Raw genomic sequence first — 18,050 nt, forward strand, 5'->3', positions numbered from 1 at the left:
GGGGAGGGTCGGCGCGTAGCGCCGGGGTGGGGTGCCTCAGCGCTTCACCCCCATCCGCGCCTTCGGCGCGACCTCCCCCATCGAGGGGGAGGTGAGGTTGCGCTGCCCAATCACGCCAAGCCAGGCATAGCCGCGATAGAGCGTGCGGAAACGGAAGGTTGCGCCGGTTCGCCGAGATTCCGATTCTAGGACTTCGCGCAGGGATTCACGCGGCGCGACGTGGAATTTTTTCAACCAGCCGCGCAGTAAAGTCCGGAACCAGCCCGGCAGGCCCTCCTGCTGGCCGAAATCGACGACATGCAGGGAACCGTTAGGGGCGAGTGCCGCAAGGGCTGCCGACACCGTCTTTTCCCAACCGGGGATCATCGACAGCGAATAGGACACGAAGACGCGGTCGAAGCGCTCGATGCCGTATAGCGCGCCCGCATCGAAATCGGTGGCGTCGCCTCGGGCCAGCGCAACACGGCCGTACAGGCCTTCACGGTCGATCGCCTTGCCGGCCGTCTCCAGCATTTCGGCCGAGATATCGAGGCCGAAGAAGTGGGCGTCGGGATAGCGGCGGGCGGCCAGGATGATGTTGCGGCCGGTGCCGCAGCCGAGCTCCAGCACGGTGCCGCCTTGCGGCACCTCCAGCCCATCGATCAACCGGTCGCGGCCGAGAAGATAATATTTGCGGGTCAGATCGTAGATGTGGCGCTGCCAACGGTAGACGCCGTCCATCAGTTCGGCATGGCTGGCCGGCAGCTCCGTCGTGCTCATGCGGCGCGCTTCACATAGAGGTGGAAGCCGCCATAGATCGCGGAACGGTCGCGGGCCGAGAATTCGCGCGAGGCCTCGTCCTGATAATCCCACTGGTCGAGCAGCGAATTGGAGACGCGGCCCGGCAGCAGGCTGGGCTCGGCGGCGGTGCGGAAAATGACGCGGGCGCCAGCCGAGGCGGTGCGGCTGATTTCCGACCACAGCGCATTGAGCTGGTCATCGGTCATCCAGTCCTGCGCGTCGAGCAGGATGAAGCGGTCGACCGTGCCGGCATCCTTGCCGGCGAGGAACTCGATCAGATTGGCGTGGTGGATGGCGACGCGGTCGATGTTGCCGCGGATGGTATCGTAGTTCTGCTTTTCCAGATAGGCGGGCAGGGCGGCCTCGCCGGGCTCGGGATAGCGGCGGGCGAAAGCCTGCCAGGCGAAATAGTTGTTTTGCAGGGGAAAATCGCAAGCGAGCTTTTCCAGCCGGGCCTTCAGCACGCTGGCCATGGTGCCGTCGCCCGAGGTGATCAGTGAATCATACTGCGCAGGCGGAATGCCGAGGCCGAACAGCGAAGCCTTGCGCGACGTTGCCCATTTCAAAAGCTTCTTGTCGAAGACCGGCGCCAACTCCTCGTTGAAGAAGCGACGCTGTTCGCCAATGTTTTTGGCTTCCATCATGCGGGCCGGGTTGACGCCGAAGAATTTGGCTGTGCGATGGCCCATGGCGATGAACAAGCCGAGCAGGCCGGTCTGGTAGAAATTGCGGTCGAAGACGGCGATGCGCCGGCGGCCGCGCCAGCTGCAGTGTTCCCAATAATGGCGGCTGACCGGATCGAGATGCGGCGCGATGAAACGGTCATAGGCTTGCGAATTGTGGCTGGTGTCGGCGGCGCCGAAGAAGCGGAACAGGTCGCCCTGCGAGGGCAGGCGGCGCACCGCCTCAAGCTTCATGCGGTTCAGCGCGACATGGGCAGTGTTGAGGTCGACGGCGTCGACCCTTGCCGGCGAACGGGTGAGGTAGGCCAGGATGTTGCAGCCGCCGGAAGCGATGGTGACGACGCGGTGGCCCTGCCCGAGCTGCATGGCCTCCATGTCGACATCGGGGTCTTCCCATATCTGCGGATAGACGAGGCCGGAAAACAGGAAGGCGAACAGCCGCTCGGAGATGCCGGCTTTGGAAAGCGCGCGGTTCTGGTAGACGGCCTTTCCAACTTCCTTGCCGCGGCGAAAAACCAGATCCGAGGAGACGTCCGTCATGACAAAGTGATTCCCCATTTGCTTTGTCGCAAGCGGGTAGCGCAGCGTCATGACAGCCCGGTGACAGCCTGTTGACGTGTTCTTTACAGCGTGCCAAACCCGCCAGGCGTCGGCGTCGTCAGGACAACAGCCTCGCCGGCCTCGAGCACCGTCTGGTCGCAGGCCTCCAGCACGTCGATCGTGCCATCGTTACGACGGACCTTGGTCGAGCCGACCTTGCCGTCGCCACCTCCGTCCAGCCCTTGCGGGGGACGGTTGCGGTGCGAGGACAGGATCGCGCATTCCATCTTCTCGAGGAAACGGATGGTGCGTTTGGTGCCGTCGCCGGCGCTCCATTTGCCCTTGCCGCCGGAGCCCTGCCGGATGTGGAAATCCTCCAGCACCACGGGAAAACGCAGTTCCAGCACTTCGGGATCGGTGAGGCGCGAATTCGTCATGTGGGTGTGCACGCCCGAGGTGCCGGCAAAGCCGCGGCCGGAATTCATGTGTCCAGCGGGCGAGCCGGAGCAGATCGTCTCGTAGTACTGGTATTTCTTGTTGCCGAAGGTGAGGTTGTTCATCGTTCCCTGCGCATTGGCCATGGCGCCCATGGCGCCGAACAGCGCGTTGGTGACATGCTGCGAGGTCTCGACATTGCCGGCAACGACGGCGGCAGGGTAGGCGGGCTTCAGCATGCAGCCGTCGGGAATGACGATGTTGATCGGCCTGAGACACCCGGCATTCATCGGGATCATGTCCTCGACCATGACGCGGAAAGCATAGAGGACCGCGGCGCGGGCAACGGGTTCCGGCGCGTTGAAATTGTTCTTCATGACAGGTGACGTCCCGGTGAAGTCGACCGTCGCCTCGCGCTTTTGCCGGTCGACCGATATCTTCACCTTGATCACCTGGCCGGTGTCGGTGGGATATTCATAGGCCGACGTGTCCGGCAGCCGCTCGATCACCCGCCGCACGCTTTCGGCCGCATTGTCCTGGACGTGACCCATATAGGCCTCGACGACATCGAGGCCGAAATGCGCGACCATCTTGCGCAGCTCGGCGACGCCTTTCTCATTGGCGGCGATCTGCGCCTTGAGGTCGGCGATGTTCTGATGCGGGTTGCGGGCGGGGTAACGATGGTCGGTGAGCAGCGCATGCAGCTCTTTTTCGCGGAATTTTCCGCGGTCGACGATGCGGAAATTGTCGAACAGCACGCCTTCTTCGTCGACCGTGGTGGCGAGCGGCGTCATCGAGCCAGGGGCGGTGCCGCCAATATCGGCGTGATGGCCGCGCGAGGCAACGTAGAAGAGAATTTCCTCCCCCCTTGAGGGGGAGGTGGCGGCGAAGCCGCCGGAGGGGGTCGGATCGACCGGGCTCGGCGCTCTTGCGGTGCCTTCTGAGAGGACCCCGCCCGGCCGCTGCGCAGCCACCCTCCCCTCAAGGGGGAGGGAAAAGACTGGCGTCACCACGGTAATGTCGGGCAAATGCGTGCCGCCATTGTAAGGTGCGTTCAAGGCAAAGACGTCGCCGGGGTGGATGTCGCCGGAATTCAGCCGGATGATGGTTTCGACCGAGCGGTCCATCGAGCCGAGGTGCACCGGCATGTGCGGTGCGTTCGCGACCAGCGCCCCGGTGTGGTCGAAGACGGCGCAGGAAAAATCCAGCCTTTCCTTGATGTTGACGGAATAGGCGGTGTTCTGCAACGTGACACCCATCTGTTCGGCGATCGACATGAACAGGTTGTTGAAGACCTCCAGCATCACCGGATCGGCGTTTGTGCCAAGGGCGGCGGCGCGCGCTTTCCGTTCCGTGCGGCGGATCACGACGTGGTTGAGGTTGGTGATTTCGGCCTGCCAGCCTGGCTCGACGACGATGGTCTGGTTCGGTTCGATGATGAGGGCGGGGCCTGCGACCAGATTGGATGGGCGCAGGTTTTCGCGACGATGGATGCCGGCTTCATGCCACCGGCCTTCGGTGTAGATGCGCCGCGTCCCGGAAGCGCCCGCTTCAACCCTTGCAGGTCCGGCGGGCGCATAGGCTTCGGCGCTGCTTTCGCCGATTTCTGCGCCCTCGACGCCGACCGTCTCGACGATCATCGGCTTGTCGTCATAGACAAAGCCGAATTGTGCCTTGTGGGCGATTTCGAAATCGCGCTTTGCCTGGAAAATCGAGTCACTCTCGAAATTCACCGGCAGCGTCGTGTCGGTGCCGTCGTAGCGGATGTGCAGCACGGGCTTGGTGGCAACCGCGTCCTCGGCGATGCCTTGCGCTGCCAGCTCGGCAATGACAGCCTTTTTCAAGATGGCGATGAGGCTGCCGATCTCGGTTCTGGATTCCTCTGCGAGCGGCCTGAGCAGCGCCTGCTGGCGCGAGGCAAAGACCGAAGCCAGGCCGATGCCGTACGCCGAAAGCAGGCCGGAGAAGGGGTGGATCAGCACCGCTTCCATGCCGAGCGCGTCGGCGACCAGGCAGGCGTGCTGGCCGCCGGCACCGCCGAAGCAGTTGAGCAGATATTCGGTGACGTCGTAGCCGCGCTGCACGGAGATCTTCTTGATGGCGTTGGCCATGTTCTCGACGGCGATGGTGACGAAGCCCTCGGCAACCGCTTCGGGCGAGCGGCCGTCGCCGATCTGGTCGGCCAGGGTCGCGAATTTCGCGCGAACCGTCTCGACGTCGAGCGGCTGGTTCTGGCCGGGGCCGAAGATCGCCGGGAAGAAATCGGGCTGCAGTTTGCCGAGCATGACATTGGCGTCGGTGACGGCCAGCGGTCCGCCGCGCCGGTAGGCGGCGGGACCGGGATTGGCGCCGGCGGAGTCCGGTCCGGCGCGAAAACGGCCGGCCTCGTAATGCAGGATCGAGCCGCCGCCGGCGGCAACGGTGTGGATGCGCATCATCGGCGCGCGGACGCGCACGCCGGCGACTTCGGTGTCGAAGGCGCGCTCATACTCGCCGTCATAGTGGGCGACGTCGGTGGAGGTGCCGCCCATGTCGAAGCCGATGACTTTTTCGAAGCCGGCGAGCTTCGCCGTCTCGACCATGCCGACGACACCGCCGGCCGGACCCGACAGCAACGCGTCCTTGCCCTGGAACATGTCGGCGGCGGTGAGTCCGCCCGAGGACATCATGAACATGAGGCGAGGGGTTTGATCGCTCTCGCGCGCCGCACCCAGTTCTCCCGCCACCCTTTGCACATACCGCGACAGGATGGGCGAGAGATAGGCGTCGACCACGGTGGTGTCGCCGCGGCCGACCAGCTTGATCAGCGGCGAGACCTCGTGGCCGACCGAGACTTGGGCGAAGCCGATCTTGCGGCAGACCTTTGCCACCGCCTTCTCGTGGTCGGGATATTTCCAGGCATGCATGAAGACGATTGCCACGGCATCGATGCCGTCGGCCTTCGCCTGCTCGATCGCCGGCCGGCACGCGGCGATGTCGAGCAGCCGTTCGACGGAGCCATCGGCGAGCACGCGCTCGTCGATTTCGATGACGCGTTCATAGAGCTGCTCGGGAAGGATGATCTCCTTGGCGAAAATGTCGGGACGCGCCTGGTAGGCGATCCTGAGCGCATCGCGGAAGCCCTTGGTGATGAGCAGGAGCACGCGGTCGCCCTTGCGCTCCAGAAGCGCGTTGGTGGCCACAGTGGTGCCCATCTTGATGTCGCCGATCAGGCCGGACGGGATGGCGACGCCAGGTTCGACGCCGAGCAGATCGCGGATGCCCTGGATGGCGGCATCGGCATAGGCTTCGGGATTCTCCGAAAGCAGCTTGCGCGGATGCAGCCCGCCTTGCGGGTCACGGCCGATGACGTCGGTGAACGTGCCGCCGCGATCGATCCAGAAATCCCATTTCGCGGCCATGGCTTTAGTCTCCGGCATTTTCGTTTCCAGCTTTCGTTGTTAATGCGCCAAATCGCCGGCAGCAACGCATCCCGTTGATGTTACACGCGGAAACGCAACGTTACGAAACTCATAGCCGCGTGGTGCATTGTTTATCCGAGCGCTCACCGCATTTTGAGCGTGTATTGAAGGAGAGATATTATGAAAAAGCTCATTCTAGCTTCTGTGTCCGTCCTTGCCCTGCTGGGCGTCGCAGCCTGCAGCGACAGCGGCAAGGGCACTGACACCACCACCACGCAGAGCACCAATCCGCCGGCCGCGGAGCAGCCGATGAAGCCTGCGGCCCCTGCCGACAATTCGACTAAGCCTGCCGAGCCGGCTCCGGCAACGCCCGCTCCTGCGCCCGCGCAGTAGTTGGTACAGCAGTACAAGTGTCTTGGGAGGAAGGGCCGGCGTCTCGCCGGCCTTTTCTTGCAAAGGCAGCCACCGGGACCGACAAGGTGCCTCTGGTTCACCGACCTGACAGAGGCCGTTATTGGCTTGATAGCGGGGACCGGTTGGCTCTATGAAGCGGGCCATGTCGATTTGGGACCGCCTCGGCGAGTTTATCACACGGGTATCGTCTTCAGCGACGTCGGGTGTTGCCGACGTTGTCGAGGCCGTGCGCACAGTGTTCTCCGGCGATGCCGACCTGCGCCGCCGCGTCGCCTTTTCGGTGGCGATGATCGCGCTGTCGGCCAAGATGGCCAAGGCCGACGGTATCGTCACCCAGGATGAGGTGCGTGCCTTCCAGGAAATATTCGAAGTGCCGCCGAAGGAGACGCGCAACGTTGCGCGTCTGTTCGATCTCGCCCAACGTGACGTGGCCGGTTTCGAAACTTATGCCGAGCGCATGGCGCAGCTGTGCGGCTCCGGGCATTCCAATTGCGTGATGCTGGAAGACATACTCGACGGCCTGTTCCACATCGCCAAGGCCGACGGGCTGGTGCATGAACGCGAAGGCATCTTCCTGCATCGTATCGCCGAGATCTTCCGCATCGACGAGGCGCATTACGAATCGATCCTGGCCCGGCACGTCAATCTTGGCGCCGGCGACCCCTATGTGGTGCTCGGCATCGAGCGCGGCAAGCCGTTCGAGGAGGTCAGGAAGCGGTACCGCAAGCTGGTGTCCGACAATCACCCCGACCGGCTGATCGCGCGCGGCCTGCCGCAGGAATTCATCAAGATCGCGACGACCAGGGTCGCGGCGATCAACGCCGCCTATGAGATGATCGAGCGGGGCCTGCGGCACGTATGAGCGGCTTCCTGCCCGACGAGCCTGGTGCCGAGGTCAGGGTGTCGCCGAATTTCGGGCCAAGGCGCGATACGCTGAAGCCCGACATGATCGTGCTGCACTATACCGGCATGGCGACTGGGGCCGGGGCGGAGGCGTGGCTGTGCGATCCGGCGAGCGAGGTTTCATCACACTATCTCGTCCATGAGAACGGCCCCATCGTGCAGATGGTCCGGGAGAGCGACCGCGCCTGGCACGCCGGCAAGAGTTCCTGGTTCGGACGCACGGACATCAATTCCTGCTCGGTCGGCATCGAGATCGTCAATCCTGGCCATTCGCTGGGCTATCCCGAGTTTCCCCGGCGCCAGATCGAGGCGGTCATCGGCCTGTGCAAGGGGATTGCCGCGCGGCATGCGATCCCCGCCATGCGGGTGCTGGCGCATTCCGACGTGGCGCCGGGGCGCAAGATCGATCCGGGCGAGAAGTTCCCTTGGGCCGCCCTGTTCAAGGCCGGTGTCGGCCATCTCGTGCCGGCCGCACCCATCAGGCGCGGGACTGCGCTGAAGCCAGGTGACAGCGGTGCCGATGTCGAAGCACTGCAGTCGATGCTGGTGCTCTATGGCTATGGCGTCGAGATATCGGGTGTTTTCGACCATCAGACACGGATTGTCGTCGAGGCCTTCCAACGGCATTTCCGGCCACGCCTGGTCGACGGGCTGGCCGACGGCTCGACCATGCGCACGCTGCAAAAATTGCTTGCTTCCATGGGCCGCTGACCCAGGGGCAAGGCGCTGCCCAAGTAATCTTTTCCTCTGTCAGGTTACAAACTGTCACTCAAAGTGACTTGCCCCGCCTTCATTGGCGCCAATTCGGGCTTCAAAGGGCAATTCGTACAGTTTGTCGGACGTCTAGCCCCCGGATGTTCCGATATTAATCAAGCAGCGCCGCGCGAACATCTTCGCGTGGTCCAGACAGAACAGGATCACATGCAGAAATTGACCGTTGTAACGGCAGCTCTTGCTGCCGGCGTAATGACTTTTGCCATCAACGCGGCCGACGCCGCGCCGGTAAGCCCGCGGGCCGATCAGGGGCTCGTCGTGGCGACCGCCAAGGGCAAGGCCATTTCGGCCAAAAGCAGCAGGAGTGTGAAGGCAACGGCGAAGCAGGCTTCCGCGAAGGTGGAAAAGGCCAGTTGGGCCAAGGCGAAGAAATCCGCCGCCAAGGCCAAGCGCGGCCGCAAAACCATCGACATGACGACGACGGCATCGATCGGCCTCAGGAATGTCGCGGCGTCGACGGCAGCGGTGGCCAGCAGCGGCCAGTACTCCGCGATCGTCGCCCGCTATGCGGCGAGCTACGGCGTTCCGGTGTCGCTGGCCCAGGCCGTCATCACGATCGAGAGTAACTACCGGCCGAACATGGTCGGCAGCGCCGGCGAGATCGGCCTGATGCAGATCAAGCCGGCGACGGCGCGTATGATGGGATACAACGGTTCGGCCAAGGGGCTGTTCGATCCCGATACCAACATCAAATACGGCATGAAGTATCTCGCTTTGGCGCAAAACCTTGGCGGTGGCACCACCTGTGGCACGATCTTGAAATACAATGCCGGCCATGCCGCGACGCGGATGAACCCGATCTCGGCCGCCTATTGCAGCAAGGTCAAGGTTCAGATGGCGGCACTTTGATTACAAGTTGCGAGAGCCGGCGGACAAGCCGGCTTTTTCGTTTGCGTTTTCCCGGCTGAACCCCTTTATACGCCGTGCCAGCTGGCTGGGCGGCCGCACTCGCAAACGCCGAAAGGCCGCGAGTGAGGAAAGTCCGGGCTCCATGGAGACACGGTGCCGGTTAATGGCCGGCGGGGGCGACCCCAGGGAAAGTGCCACAGAAAGCAAACCGCCACGACTTTGTCGGGGTAAGGGTGAAAGGGTGGGGTAAGAGCCCACCGCGCGACTGGCAACAGAAGCGGCACGGTAAACCCCACCGGGAGCAAAACCGAATAGGGGCGGTGCGAGGGGCAACCCTCGAGGGCTGTTTCCGGCTCACCGTCCGGGTAGGTTGCGTGAGGCGCATGGCAACATGCGCCCAAGATGAATGGCCGCCACGTTCTCGTCCCGCAAGGGGCGAGGGCCATACAGAACCCGGCTTATAGGCCAGCTGGCAGTTTCGCCCTCGAAAAGAGAAATCCTTTGAGATCAGCAGGTTGCGCCCTCGGGTGCGCCTGTCGATTCAAGTCTTTCATCCGTTTGCCCATAAGAGCCAGGCTCGGCCGTCGCTTGAAGCTGGTGCGATTAAATCGTACCATGGTTCGAGAACGGTATCGGGAGCCTATCATGGGACAGGTCGACAAACGCAGCATCACGCTGTCGCCGGAACTGGCGCAAGCGGTGGACGATGTGGTCGCTGCAGGGGAGTACGCCTCGGCGAGCGAAGTCATCCGCGATGCGCTGCGGCAATGGAAGGACCGCCGCGATCTCTTCGGTTATACGATCGAGGAGTTGCGCAAGCTGGTGCAGGAAGGCATCGATAGCGGGCCGGGGCGATTTGCATCGATGGATGAAATCAAAGCCGAGGCACGGAGGCGCTTGCGATCTGACGGCGCAGCATGAATCTGCTGCCCATCGTCCGGAACGCACGCGCAGAAGAAGATTTGATCGCGATTTGGCAACATATTGCCCGCGATAGCGAGGCTGCAGCCGACCGGTTGCTCGACCGCTTCGAGGCGCGGTGGCAGCAACTGGCTTCCTTTCCCTTCTCAGGCGCGCCGCGCGACGACATCGCGCCCGGCATCCGTCATCTGGTCGTTGGCGACTATCTCACTTTGTATCGTGTCAACGACGACGTAATCGAAATTCTTCGCGTGCTGCATGGGCATCGCAACATCGAAGCTGAGGATGTCGGCTCGTGACCGGTTCGGTCAGCCGCTGATCCTGTCCAGCGACATCTCGATGGCCTTCCAGAGTTCTTCCACCGGTTCACAGCCGATCGACAGGCGGACAAAGCCTGGCGGCACCGCATCGCCTCGCTTCGAACGCCGCTCGGCCGAAGTGTGGACGCCGCCGAAGGAGGTCGCGGCCTCAATCAGTTGGCAATTGTTGATGAAATCCTCGGCCTTATCCTCCGAGGCGAGTTCGAAGGAGATGAGGAAGCCGAAGCGCTCCATCTGGGCGCGGGCAAGGTTGTGTGACGGATCGCCATTCAGGCCGGGAAAACGCAGGCCACTGACCGCGCGATGTCCCTTCAGCCGTTGCGCGATCGCCTCGGCCGACGAGCACATGCGGTCGAAGCGCACCTCCAGTGTTTCGAGGCCGCGATGCACAAGCCAGGCCTCGAACGGACCGGGAATGCCACCGGCCATTGCGCGCCAGTCCGTCACCTTGGTGATGATGTCGGCGTTGCGGCTGGCGACATGGCCGAACAGCACGTCCGAGTGGCCGTTGACCGCCTTGGTGTCGGCGGAGACGACGATATCGGCGCCGAAGTCGAGCGGACGCTGGCCGAAGGGCGTCATCGTCGTGTTGTCGACGACAAGGATCCCGCCTTGCTCGTGGACAGCCTTGGCGATCGCCGAGATGTCGCAGATGTCCAGCCGCGGGTTGGACGGGGTTTCCACGAAAACCAGCGAATAGCCTTCGAAGCCGCCGTCAAGGAAAGTCGGCGTCGGCCTGGTGTCGCAAACTATGCCGAGCGGCTTCAGGAAGCGTTCGGCCATCGCGCGCGTGGCGTGATAACCATCCGCCGGCAGAAGCACGCGATCGCCCGATTTCAGCAGCGCGAAAAACACCGACGAAATCGCGGCCATTCCAGAGGGAAAACTCACACCTTGCGCATCTTCCAGATGGCCGAGCACGTGTTCCACGGCGCGCCATGTCGGGTTGTCGTAGCGGCCATATTGATCGACCCCGGTCTCGACGCCGGGCGTGTGAAAGATCGAAGCCATGGTCAGCGGCAAGGGGATCGGATCGCCAGCGGCGAAATCGCGGCTGCGCAAATGGGACAGTTCGGCGGCGCGTGACTTTGCCGTCTCGGACATGAGCTCGATCCTTGTTATCTGGGCGGAAGACGTCGCTCGACGCTATGCGGGCGGGTGATTTGCGGCAAGCCCAAGTCTTTTGGGCCAGAGGGCTCTAAACGCTTCGTTAGGCTTAATGATCCATAAAGACGAGACGTGCCGTAACGGCTGCTCGGATTGGTCGCGCTGCGCGTGTTTGTGAAGCCCATTCCCGTTGACGCCCATAGTGCCCCATGATATCCCATCAAGACATCAAAGCCTTCGTTCCGCGTCAGGGTAAAGCGTACGCCAATCGGGCAGCCGCGGCGGCTGCGCGTTTGCCGGTTTTTGCCCGTGTGGGCGAGGCTGATACGGGGCAGGGAACGCGCGGCAGTGGCGCGTGCGATACAATGAAAAGGGGTGCGGCGGCGCAAGCGGCTGTAACGCGTGATGGACCGGTTTCTGTCGAACACGGTGAGCAGGATCGATGCGAAGGGGCGGGTGTCCGTTCCGGCGCATTTCCGCGCCGTCGTGCAGAAGCGCGGCTATTCGGAGCTCTATGCACTGCGCTGCCTGGACCTGCCGGCGATGGATGTCGGCGGGCTCGACCTGCTCGATCGCTACGAACAGCGCATCGCGCAGGAAGATCCCTTCCTGCAGACGGCGGACGACATGTCGTTCTTCTGCCATGGCGATGGAGCGTTCCTGAAACTCGATCAGGACGGCCGTATCACCATGAGCGATTTCATCCGCGAACACACCGGCATCTCGGCGGAGGTGGCCTTTGTCGGGCGCGGCAATTTTTTTCAGATCTGGGAGCCGGGACGGCTTGCGGCCTATGGGGCGCAGGCGCGGGCCAGGCTTTTGCAGCTTCGGCAGGGGACGAAGCCTGGGGAGCGACCGGAATGACGGTGGGCCACGGCGATGACATCCACGCCGTTGGCGGATCGGTCCGCCACATTCCGGTCCTCCTTGGCGAAGTGCTCGAGGCACTGGCGCCGGCGGAGGGCGACATCATCATCGACGGTACGTTCGGCGCCGGCGGCTACACTAAGGCCATTCTGGCGACCGGCGCTTCGGTCGTCGCCATCGACCGCGATCCCGATGCCATCGCTGCCGGGCGCGATCTGGAAGCGCAGTCAGGCGGCCGGCTGAGGCTGGTGCAGGCGCCGTTCTCGACGCTCGATGAACATGTCGAGAACGCCGACGGCGTCGTGCTCGACATTGGCGTGTCCTCCATGCAACTCGACCAGGCCGCGCGCGGCTTTTCCTTCCGCGCCGACGGGCCGCTCGACATGCGCATGGCGCAGGCGGGGCTCACCGCCGCCGATGTCGTCAACAGCTTCAAACCCGGGGACCTTGCCCGTATCTTCGGTTTCCTCGGCGAGGAGCGTCACGCCGGTCGCATCGCCCGCATGATCGAGGCGCGCCGGGAAAAGCGGCCGTTCGAGCGCACGCTGGAACTCGCCGACGCCATCGAGACGCATATCGGTCGCGCGCCGAAGGACAAGATCCATCCGGCGACCCGCGTCTTCCAGGCGCTGCGCATCTACGTCAATGACGAGCTCGGCGAACTGGCCAAAGCGCTGTTTGCGGCTGAACGCGCATTGAAGCCCGGCGGGCGCCTGGTGGTGGTGACGTTCCATTCGCTGGAAGACCGCATCGTCAAGCGTTTCATCGCCGACCGGGCCGATGTCGCCACCGGCTCACGTCATCTGCCCGAGGCGCATGCGCGCACCGCAACCTTCCGCAAGGCCGGTGGCGGCGTGACGGCTGATGATGCCGAGGTCGCGGCCAATCCGCGCGCCCGCTCGGCCAGGCTGCGCGCGGCGATCCGCACCGATGCGCGTGCGCGCGGCGGCGACTTTTCAATTTTCGGCCTTCCAAAGCTTCCCGGCATCAACCTGCCGGGGAGAGGTAAGCACGTGTTCCGTACCAGCGACATTGTCCTGATCGCCGTCATGGTTTCGGCGGCGGCCCTGACCTACAAGACCAAGCGCGAGGCCGAGGACCAGTTGGCGGCGGTGCAGAAGATCCATAACCAGATACGCTATGAGGAGGAGACGATCGACCTGCTCAAGGCTGACTGGAGCCTGCTCACCCAGCCGTCGCGGCTGCAGAAGCTCGCCGAGCTGTACAAGTCGCAGCTCGCACTCGAGCCGGTCAGCGCACGCCAGATCGTCGGCTTGAGCGATCTGCCGGCCAAGGCCCTGGACATTCAGGACATCCTGAAGGGGCGCCAGGACAGCATGGCCGACAGTTCCGACAAGGCGCCGTCCGGCGACAAGGATCCCGTCGTGACCGGAGACATCGCCCAATGATCGGCAAACTGCTGAAGCGCCGCGCCAGGACGGGTGAAGACGGTTCTATCGTCGTCGAGGGCGCCCGCAAGGCGACAGGCGGCAAGGGCAAGGCGCGCATCGTGATGACGATGGCGGTGTTCTTCGGCATCTTCTCGACCATTTCGGGGCGTCTGGTCTATCTCGGCTTCCAGACGCCTGACCTGTCGGGCGGCCCGCAGAGCCGGATCACCGCCTCGCGGCCCGACATTGTCGACCGCAATGGCGAGGTGCTGGCAACCGACATCAAGACGGCGTCGCTGTTTGCCGAGCCGCGCCGCATCGTCGATGCCGACGAGGCGATCGAGAAGCTGTCGACCGTGCTGCCCGAGATCGATTACGAGCAAACCTACCACAAGCTCAAGAGCGGCGCCGGCTTCGTCTGGCTGCAACGGCAGCTGACGCCCAAGCAGCAGGCCGACATCATGCAGCTCGGCATTCCCGGTTTCGGTTTCCGCACGGAGAAGCGCCGTTTCTATCCGAGCGGCGAAACCTCGTCCTACATTGTCGGCCTGACCAACATCGACAATCAGGGCATCTCCGGCATGGAGAAATACATCGATGAGCAGGGCCTGAGCGACCTGCAGGCGTCGGGCCTGGCGGTGGCCAAGGATCTCAAGCCGGTGAAGCTTTCGATCGATCTGCGCATCCAGCATGTGGTGCGCGACGAGATCGCCGCCGGCCTGGAGCGCTACCGCGCGATCGGCGCCGGCGCCGTCGTGCTCAACGTCAAGACCGGCGAAGTGGTGGCCATGGCCTCGGTGCCGGATTTCGATCCGAACAATCCTTACAATGCACAGGAAAAGGACCGGCTGAACCGGATGTCGGCGGGGCTCTATGAGATGGGCTCGACCTTCAAGAGCTTCACCTCGGCCATGGCGCTCGATTCCGGCAAGGCGACGATGAACAGTCGTTTCGACGCTTCGCATCCAATCCGGGTCGGCCATCAGGCCATTCACGATTTCCACGGCAAGAACCGTGTGCTGTCGCTGCCGGAGGTTTTCCTCTATTCGTCCAACATCGGATCGGCTCGCGAGGCCGAGCTGGTCGGCATCGAAGGGCACCGGGAATTCCTGCATCGCCTTGGCATCTTGGAAAGGATGCAGACCGAACTGCCGGAAGTCGCCCGCCCGACCGAACCGAAGGTCTGGAAACAGGTCAATTCGTTCACCATCGCCTTCGGCCACGGCGTGTCGACGACGCCGTTGCAAGCGGCTGTCGGTTGCGCGGCGCTGATGAATGGCGGCTATCTGATGAATCCGACCTTCCTGGTGCGCACGCAGGAGGAAGCGATGGCGATGGCCAAGAAAGTTGTCAGCGAAAAGACGGTCGAGGGCATGCGCTACCTCTATTCGCTCAACGCCGAGAAGGGTTCGGCCAGAAACGCCAGGGTCCCCGGCTACCGCGTTGGCGGCAAGACCGGAACGGCCGAGAAGGTCATCAACGGCCGCTACTCGAAGGAATTGAATTTCAATACGTTTGTCGCCGCTTTCCCGATGGACGATCCACAATACCTGGTGTTTACGATTGCCGACGCCCCGCACCCGGAAAAGCCTGGCATGACGGACGTCGCGGCCTCGAATGCTGGGGTCATGGCCGGCAATATCATCAGGCGTTCGGCGGCCATGCTTGGCGTGAAGCCAGATTTCAGCCATGAAAATGGTGCAACGCTGGTTTCCTATCAGTGATTCTTAGGGCGCGCCGGTAACTGCGCGCTATTTTGTTGCGGTGAACGGAACTCGATGAAGCTCAGAGATCTAGCCGGTGTCCTGCCAGTCGAAGGAACAGCTTCCGCCGATCTGGAGGTTACCGGGATTTCGTCCGATTCCCGCCAGGTAAAACCGGGCGTCGTCTTTTTTGCGCTCGCCGGCACCAAGGCGGACGGTGCGGCCTACGCTGCCGATGCGGCCAGGCGTGGCGCGCTGGCGATCGTGACAAGCAAAGGCAGTTCCGTCGCCGGACTGCCGGTTCCGGTGCTGGCGGTCGATGATCCGCGCCTGGCGCTGGCGCTGAGTGCTTCCCGCTATTTCGGCAGGCAACCGCAGACCATGGTCGCGGTCACCGGCACCAGCGGCAAGACCTCGGTCGCCGCCTTCACCAGGCAGATCTGGGAGCAGGCGGGCTATGCCGCGGCTTCGATCGGCACCACTGGTGTGGTCGCGCCAGGCCGTAACGAGTATGGCTCGCTGACTACGCCCGATCCGGTGGCGCTGCACCAGTTGCTGCGGGAATTGGCCGATGCCGGCGTAGCCCATGCCTCAATGGAAGCTTCCAGTCATGGGCTCGACCAGCGCCGTCTCGACGGTGTGAAGCTCGCCGCCGGCGGCTTCACCAATCTTGGCCGCGACCATATGGATTACCATCCGACGGTCGAGGATTACCACCACGCCAAATTGCGCCTGTTCGACACGCTGCTGCCGAAAGGCGCGCCCGCGGTGATCTTCGCCGACGATCCGTGGTCGGCGCCGACCATCCAGGCGGCACAGGCTGCCGGGCTCAATGTGCTGACGGTTGGCCGACATGGCGCCTTCCTTACGCTGAAGCGGGTCGAGCACGAACGCCACCGCCAGCGCGCTGAGGTCGAGGCCGAGGGCGTGCTTTACGAAATCGACCTGCCGCTGGCCGGCGATTTCCAGATTTCGAACGCGCTGGTTTCGGCGGGCCTCGCCATTTCCACCGGAACACCTGTCGCCAAAGCCTTGATGTCCTTGGAGAAACTGAAGGGCGCGCCGGGTCGGCTCGACCTCGTCGGCACCACCGCCAGCGGCGCACCGGTCTATGTCGACTACGCGCACAAGCCCGACGCGCTGGAAAATGTGCTGGCCTCGGTGCGGCCGTTCACCACCGGCCGCGTGATGGTCGTGTTCGGCTGCGGCGGCGACCGCGATCGGGGCAAAAGGCCGATCATGGGCGAGATCGCGACCCGGCTTGCCGATGTCGTTATCGTCACCGACGACAATCCGCGCTCGGAAGTGCCGGAGGCGATCCGCGCCGCCATTCTGGCCGCTGCCCCGGGTGCCATCGAGATCGGCGACCGACGCAAGGCGATCCACGAGGCTGTCGGCATGCTTCATGCCGGAGACACGCTGATCGTCGCCGGCAAGGGCCACGAGGAAGGCCAGACGATCGGCTCCGAAACCCTGCATTTCTCCGATCACGAGGAAGTCCGCGCCGCGCTGCGGGAGCGTGCCGCATGAGTCTGCTGTGGACCTCCGAAGCGCTGGTTGCCGCCATGGACGGGCGGCCGCTCGGCCTATGCCCGAAGGCATATCGGGCATTTCGATCGACAGCCGCAGCCTGCAGCCGGGTGACGCCTTCTTCGCCATCAAGGGCGAGGTGATGGACGGTCATGACTTCGCCACCGCAGCCATCAAGGCCGGTGCCGGCGTGCTGGTGGTGGCGGAAGGCAAGCTGCCGTCGCTTGGCCGGCTGACCGCGCCGATCATCGTCGTCGAGGATGTGCTGGTCGCGCTGGAAAAGCTCGGTGTCGCGGCACGCGCCCGCTCTCAGGCCAAGATCATCGCGGTCACCGGCTCGGCAGGCAAGACCACCACCAAGGAAGCGCTGCGCCATGTGCTGTCGGCCGTCGGCAAAGTCCATGCATCGGCGCAGTCCTTCAACAATCATTGGGGCGTGCCGCTGACGCTGGCGCGCATGCCCGCCGATTGCGACTATGCCGTCTTCGAGATCGGCATGAACCATCCCGACGAAATCCGGCCGCTGGTGAAGATGGTGCGGCCGCATGTCGCCATCGTCACCATCATCGCGGCGGCGCATCTCGGTTTCTTCCGCAATCTGGACGAGATCGCCAAGGCCAAGGCCGAGATTTTCGAGGGGCTGGAGCCCGAAGGTGCCGCCGTCCTCAACCGCGACGATGCGCGCTTCAAGCTGCTCGACAAGATGGCGCATGCCGCCGGCGTCGAGCATGTCTACGGTTTCGGCGAGAATGCGCGCTCGACCTTCAAGCTCACCAAATGCGAATTGTATGCAGACCATTCCGACATCGCCGCCCGGATCGGCGGCCATGACATGATCGCCCGCATCGGGGCCCCCGGTCGCCACATGGTGCAGAACGTGCTGGCGGTTCTGGGCGCGGCGCAGCTGGTTGGCGCCGATCTCGACAAGGTGGCAATCGCGCTGAACGATCTCTCGGCCGAGCGCGGTCGTGGCAAGCGCCATGTGTTGCGGCATCCCGGCGGCCCTATCACGCTGATCGACGAGAGCTACAACGCCAATCCGGCCTCGATGGCGGCGGCTATGGCGCTGCTCAACGCGACGCCGGTGACGGGCGAGGGGCGCCGCATCGCCGTGCTCGGCGACATGCTGGAACTCGGCGAGCATTCGGCCAAGCTGCATGCCGCCCTTGCCGATCTCATCGTCGGCACCGGCACGCAGACCGTCTTTCTCGGCGGCCGGGAAATGCGGGCCCTGGCGGAAGCGCTGCCTGAAGACATCAAGACGGAATACCGCGCCGGCGTCGAGGAATTGAAGCCGGTGCTGCTTGCCGCGCTGAAGCCGGGCGACGCGGTGATGATCAAATCGTCGAAAGGCATCGGTTTTGCAAAACTGGTCGATGCGCTGCTGGGCAAATACCCGGCTGAAACAACAACCAGCAAACTGACCTAGTCG

14 protein-coding genes, 1 other RNA gene and 2 pseudogenes are annotated in these 18,050 nt (G+C 63.7%); 13 read left to right on the forward strand and 4 right to left on the reverse strand.

Going from position 1 to position 18,050, the window contains the following annotated elements; all coding sequences use genetic code 11:
- Positions 1-36: 36 nt before the first annotated feature.
- The 3 genes from AC0V8S_RS17630 to AC0V8S_RS17640 are packed head-to-tail and all read right to left on the reverse strand — an operon-like array spanning position 37 to position 5,839.
- Positions 37-759 carry a class I SAM-dependent methyltransferase gene (locus AC0V8S_RS17630; RefSeq protein WP_475438528.1) on the reverse strand — a complete coding sequence of 241 codons (723 nt, stop codon included), beginning with the start codon at positions 757-759 and terminating at the stop codon, positions 37-39.
- Positions 756-2,054 (reverse strand): BtaA family protein, encoded by a 1,299-nt coding sequence (locus AC0V8S_RS17635; RefSeq protein WP_475438529.1) that lies wholly within the window; start codon positions 2,052-2,054, stop codon positions 756-758. Before AC0V8S_RS17635 ends, AC0V8S_RS17630 begins: the two co-directional genes overlap by 4 nt.
- A gap of 32 nt (positions 2,055-2,086) precedes the next feature.
- Complete coding sequence (locus AC0V8S_RS17640) at positions 2,087-5,839, reverse strand: hydantoinase B/oxoprolinase family protein (RefSeq protein ID WP_475438647.1); 3,753 nt, start codon at positions 5,837-5,839, stop codon at positions 2,087-2,089.
- Positions 5,840-6,019: 180 nt separating this feature from the next.
- Between AC0V8S_RS17640 and AC0V8S_RS17645 the strand changes: the two genes are divergently transcribed.
- From AC0V8S_RS17645 to AC0V8S_RS17675, 7 genes are all read left to right on the forward strand, one after another.
- Positions 6,020-6,232 carry a hypothetical protein gene (locus tag AC0V8S_RS17645; protein WP_183460838.1) on the forward strand — a complete coding sequence of 71 codons (213 nt, stop codon included), beginning with the start codon at positions 6,020-6,022 and terminating at the stop codon, positions 6,230-6,232.
- A gap of 163 nt (positions 6,233-6,395) precedes the next feature.
- Positions 6,396-7,115: a J domain-containing protein gene (locus AC0V8S_RS17650; protein WP_095202292.1), complete on the forward strand. Its 720-nt coding sequence runs from the start codon at positions 6,396-6,398 to the stop codon at positions 7,113-7,115.
- Positions 7,112-7,867, forward strand: a complete 756-nt coding sequence (locus tag AC0V8S_RS17655) for a peptidoglycan recognition protein family protein (protein WP_475438530.1) — start codon at positions 7,112-7,114, stop codon at positions 7,865-7,867. The genes AC0V8S_RS17650 and AC0V8S_RS17655 overlap by 4 nt, the downstream gene beginning before the upstream one ends.
- Positions 7,868-8,077: 210 nt before the next feature.
- Positions 8,078-8,779: a lytic transglycosylase domain-containing protein gene (locus tag AC0V8S_RS17660; protein WP_475438531.1), complete on the forward strand. Its 702-nt coding sequence runs from the start codon at positions 8,078-8,080 to the stop codon at positions 8,777-8,779.
- A gap of 77 nt (positions 8,780-8,856) precedes the next feature.
- Positions 8,857-9,256: RNase P RNA component class A (gene rnpB / locus AC0V8S_RS17665), an RNA gene on the forward strand.
- Positions 9,257-9,424: 168 nt separating this feature from the next.
- The gene (locus tag AC0V8S_RS17670) at positions 9,425-9,700 is read left to right on the forward strand and encodes a type II toxin-antitoxin system ParD family antitoxin (RefSeq protein ID WP_095202150.1); all 276 of its coding nucleotides are present in this window, start codon (positions 9,425-9,427) and stop codon (positions 9,698-9,700) included.
- Positions 9,697-9,999 carry a type II toxin-antitoxin system RelE/ParE family toxin gene (locus tag AC0V8S_RS17675; protein WP_475438532.1) on the forward strand — a complete coding sequence of 101 codons (303 nt, stop codon included), beginning with the start codon at positions 9,697-9,699 and terminating at the stop codon, positions 9,997-9,999. The genes AC0V8S_RS17670 and AC0V8S_RS17675 overlap by 4 nt, the downstream gene beginning before the upstream one ends.
- 9 nt (positions 10,000-10,008) lie before the next feature.
- Here AC0V8S_RS17675 and AC0V8S_RS17680 read toward each other — a convergent pair whose 3' ends face one another.
- The gene (locus AC0V8S_RS17680; protein WP_475438533.1) at positions 10,009-11,124 is read right to left on the reverse strand and encodes a cystathionine gamma-lyase; all 1,116 of its coding nucleotides are present in this window, start codon (positions 11,122-11,124) and stop codon (positions 10,009-10,011) included.
- Between the two features lie 408 nt (positions 11,125-11,532).
- Here AC0V8S_RS17680 and mraZ point away from each other — a divergent pair, with 408 nt between their 5' ends.
- The 6 genes and pseudogenes from mraZ to AC0V8S_RS17710 all read left to right on the forward strand — a co-directional run bounded on the left by mraZ (position 11,533) and on the right by AC0V8S_RS17710 (position 18,047).
- The gene (gene mraZ / locus AC0V8S_RS17685; protein ID WP_019859099.1) at positions 11,533-11,991 is read left to right on the forward strand and encodes a division/cell wall cluster transcriptional repressor MraZ; all 459 of its coding nucleotides are present in this window, start codon (positions 11,533-11,535) and stop codon (positions 11,989-11,991) included.
- A pseudogene (rsmH, locus tag AC0V8S_RS17690) lies at positions 11,988-12,995 on the forward strand (16S rRNA (cytosine(1402)-N(4))-methyltransferase RsmH); the annotation flags it as partial. The gene mraZ and the pseudogene rsmH, both read left to right, overlap by 4 nt.
- Before the next feature lie 48 nt (positions 12,996-13,043).
- On the forward strand, positions 13,044-13,403 hold the full coding sequence (gene ftsL, locus AC0V8S_RS17695) for a cell division protein FtsL (protein WP_475438648.1): 360 nt from the start codon (positions 13,044-13,046) through the stop codon (positions 13,401-13,403).
- Entirely contained in the window at positions 13,400-15,109 is a 1,710-nt protein-coding gene (locus AC0V8S_RS17700) for a peptidoglycan D,D-transpeptidase FtsI family protein (protein ID WP_183460832.1), read from the forward strand. The genes ftsL and AC0V8S_RS17700 overlap by 4 nt, the downstream gene beginning before the upstream one ends.
- A gap of 54 nt (positions 15,110-15,163) precedes the next feature.
- Positions 15,164-16,618 (forward strand): UDP-N-acetylmuramoyl-L-alanyl-D-glutamate--2,6-diaminopimelate ligase, encoded by a 1,455-nt coding sequence (locus AC0V8S_RS17705; RefSeq protein WP_475438534.1) that lies wholly within the window; start codon positions 15,164-15,166, stop codon positions 16,616-16,618.
- A pseudogene (locus AC0V8S_RS17710) lies at positions 16,615-18,047 on the forward strand (UDP-N-acetylmuramoylalanyl-D-glutamyl-2,6-diaminopimelate--D-alanyl-D-alanine ligase). The gene AC0V8S_RS17705 and the pseudogene AC0V8S_RS17710 overlap by 4 nt, the downstream one beginning before the upstream one ends.
- The last annotated feature ends 3 nt before the right edge of the window (positions 18,048-18,050 follow it).

It is taken from the genome of Mesorhizobium oxytropidicola (genome assembly GCF_056174625.1).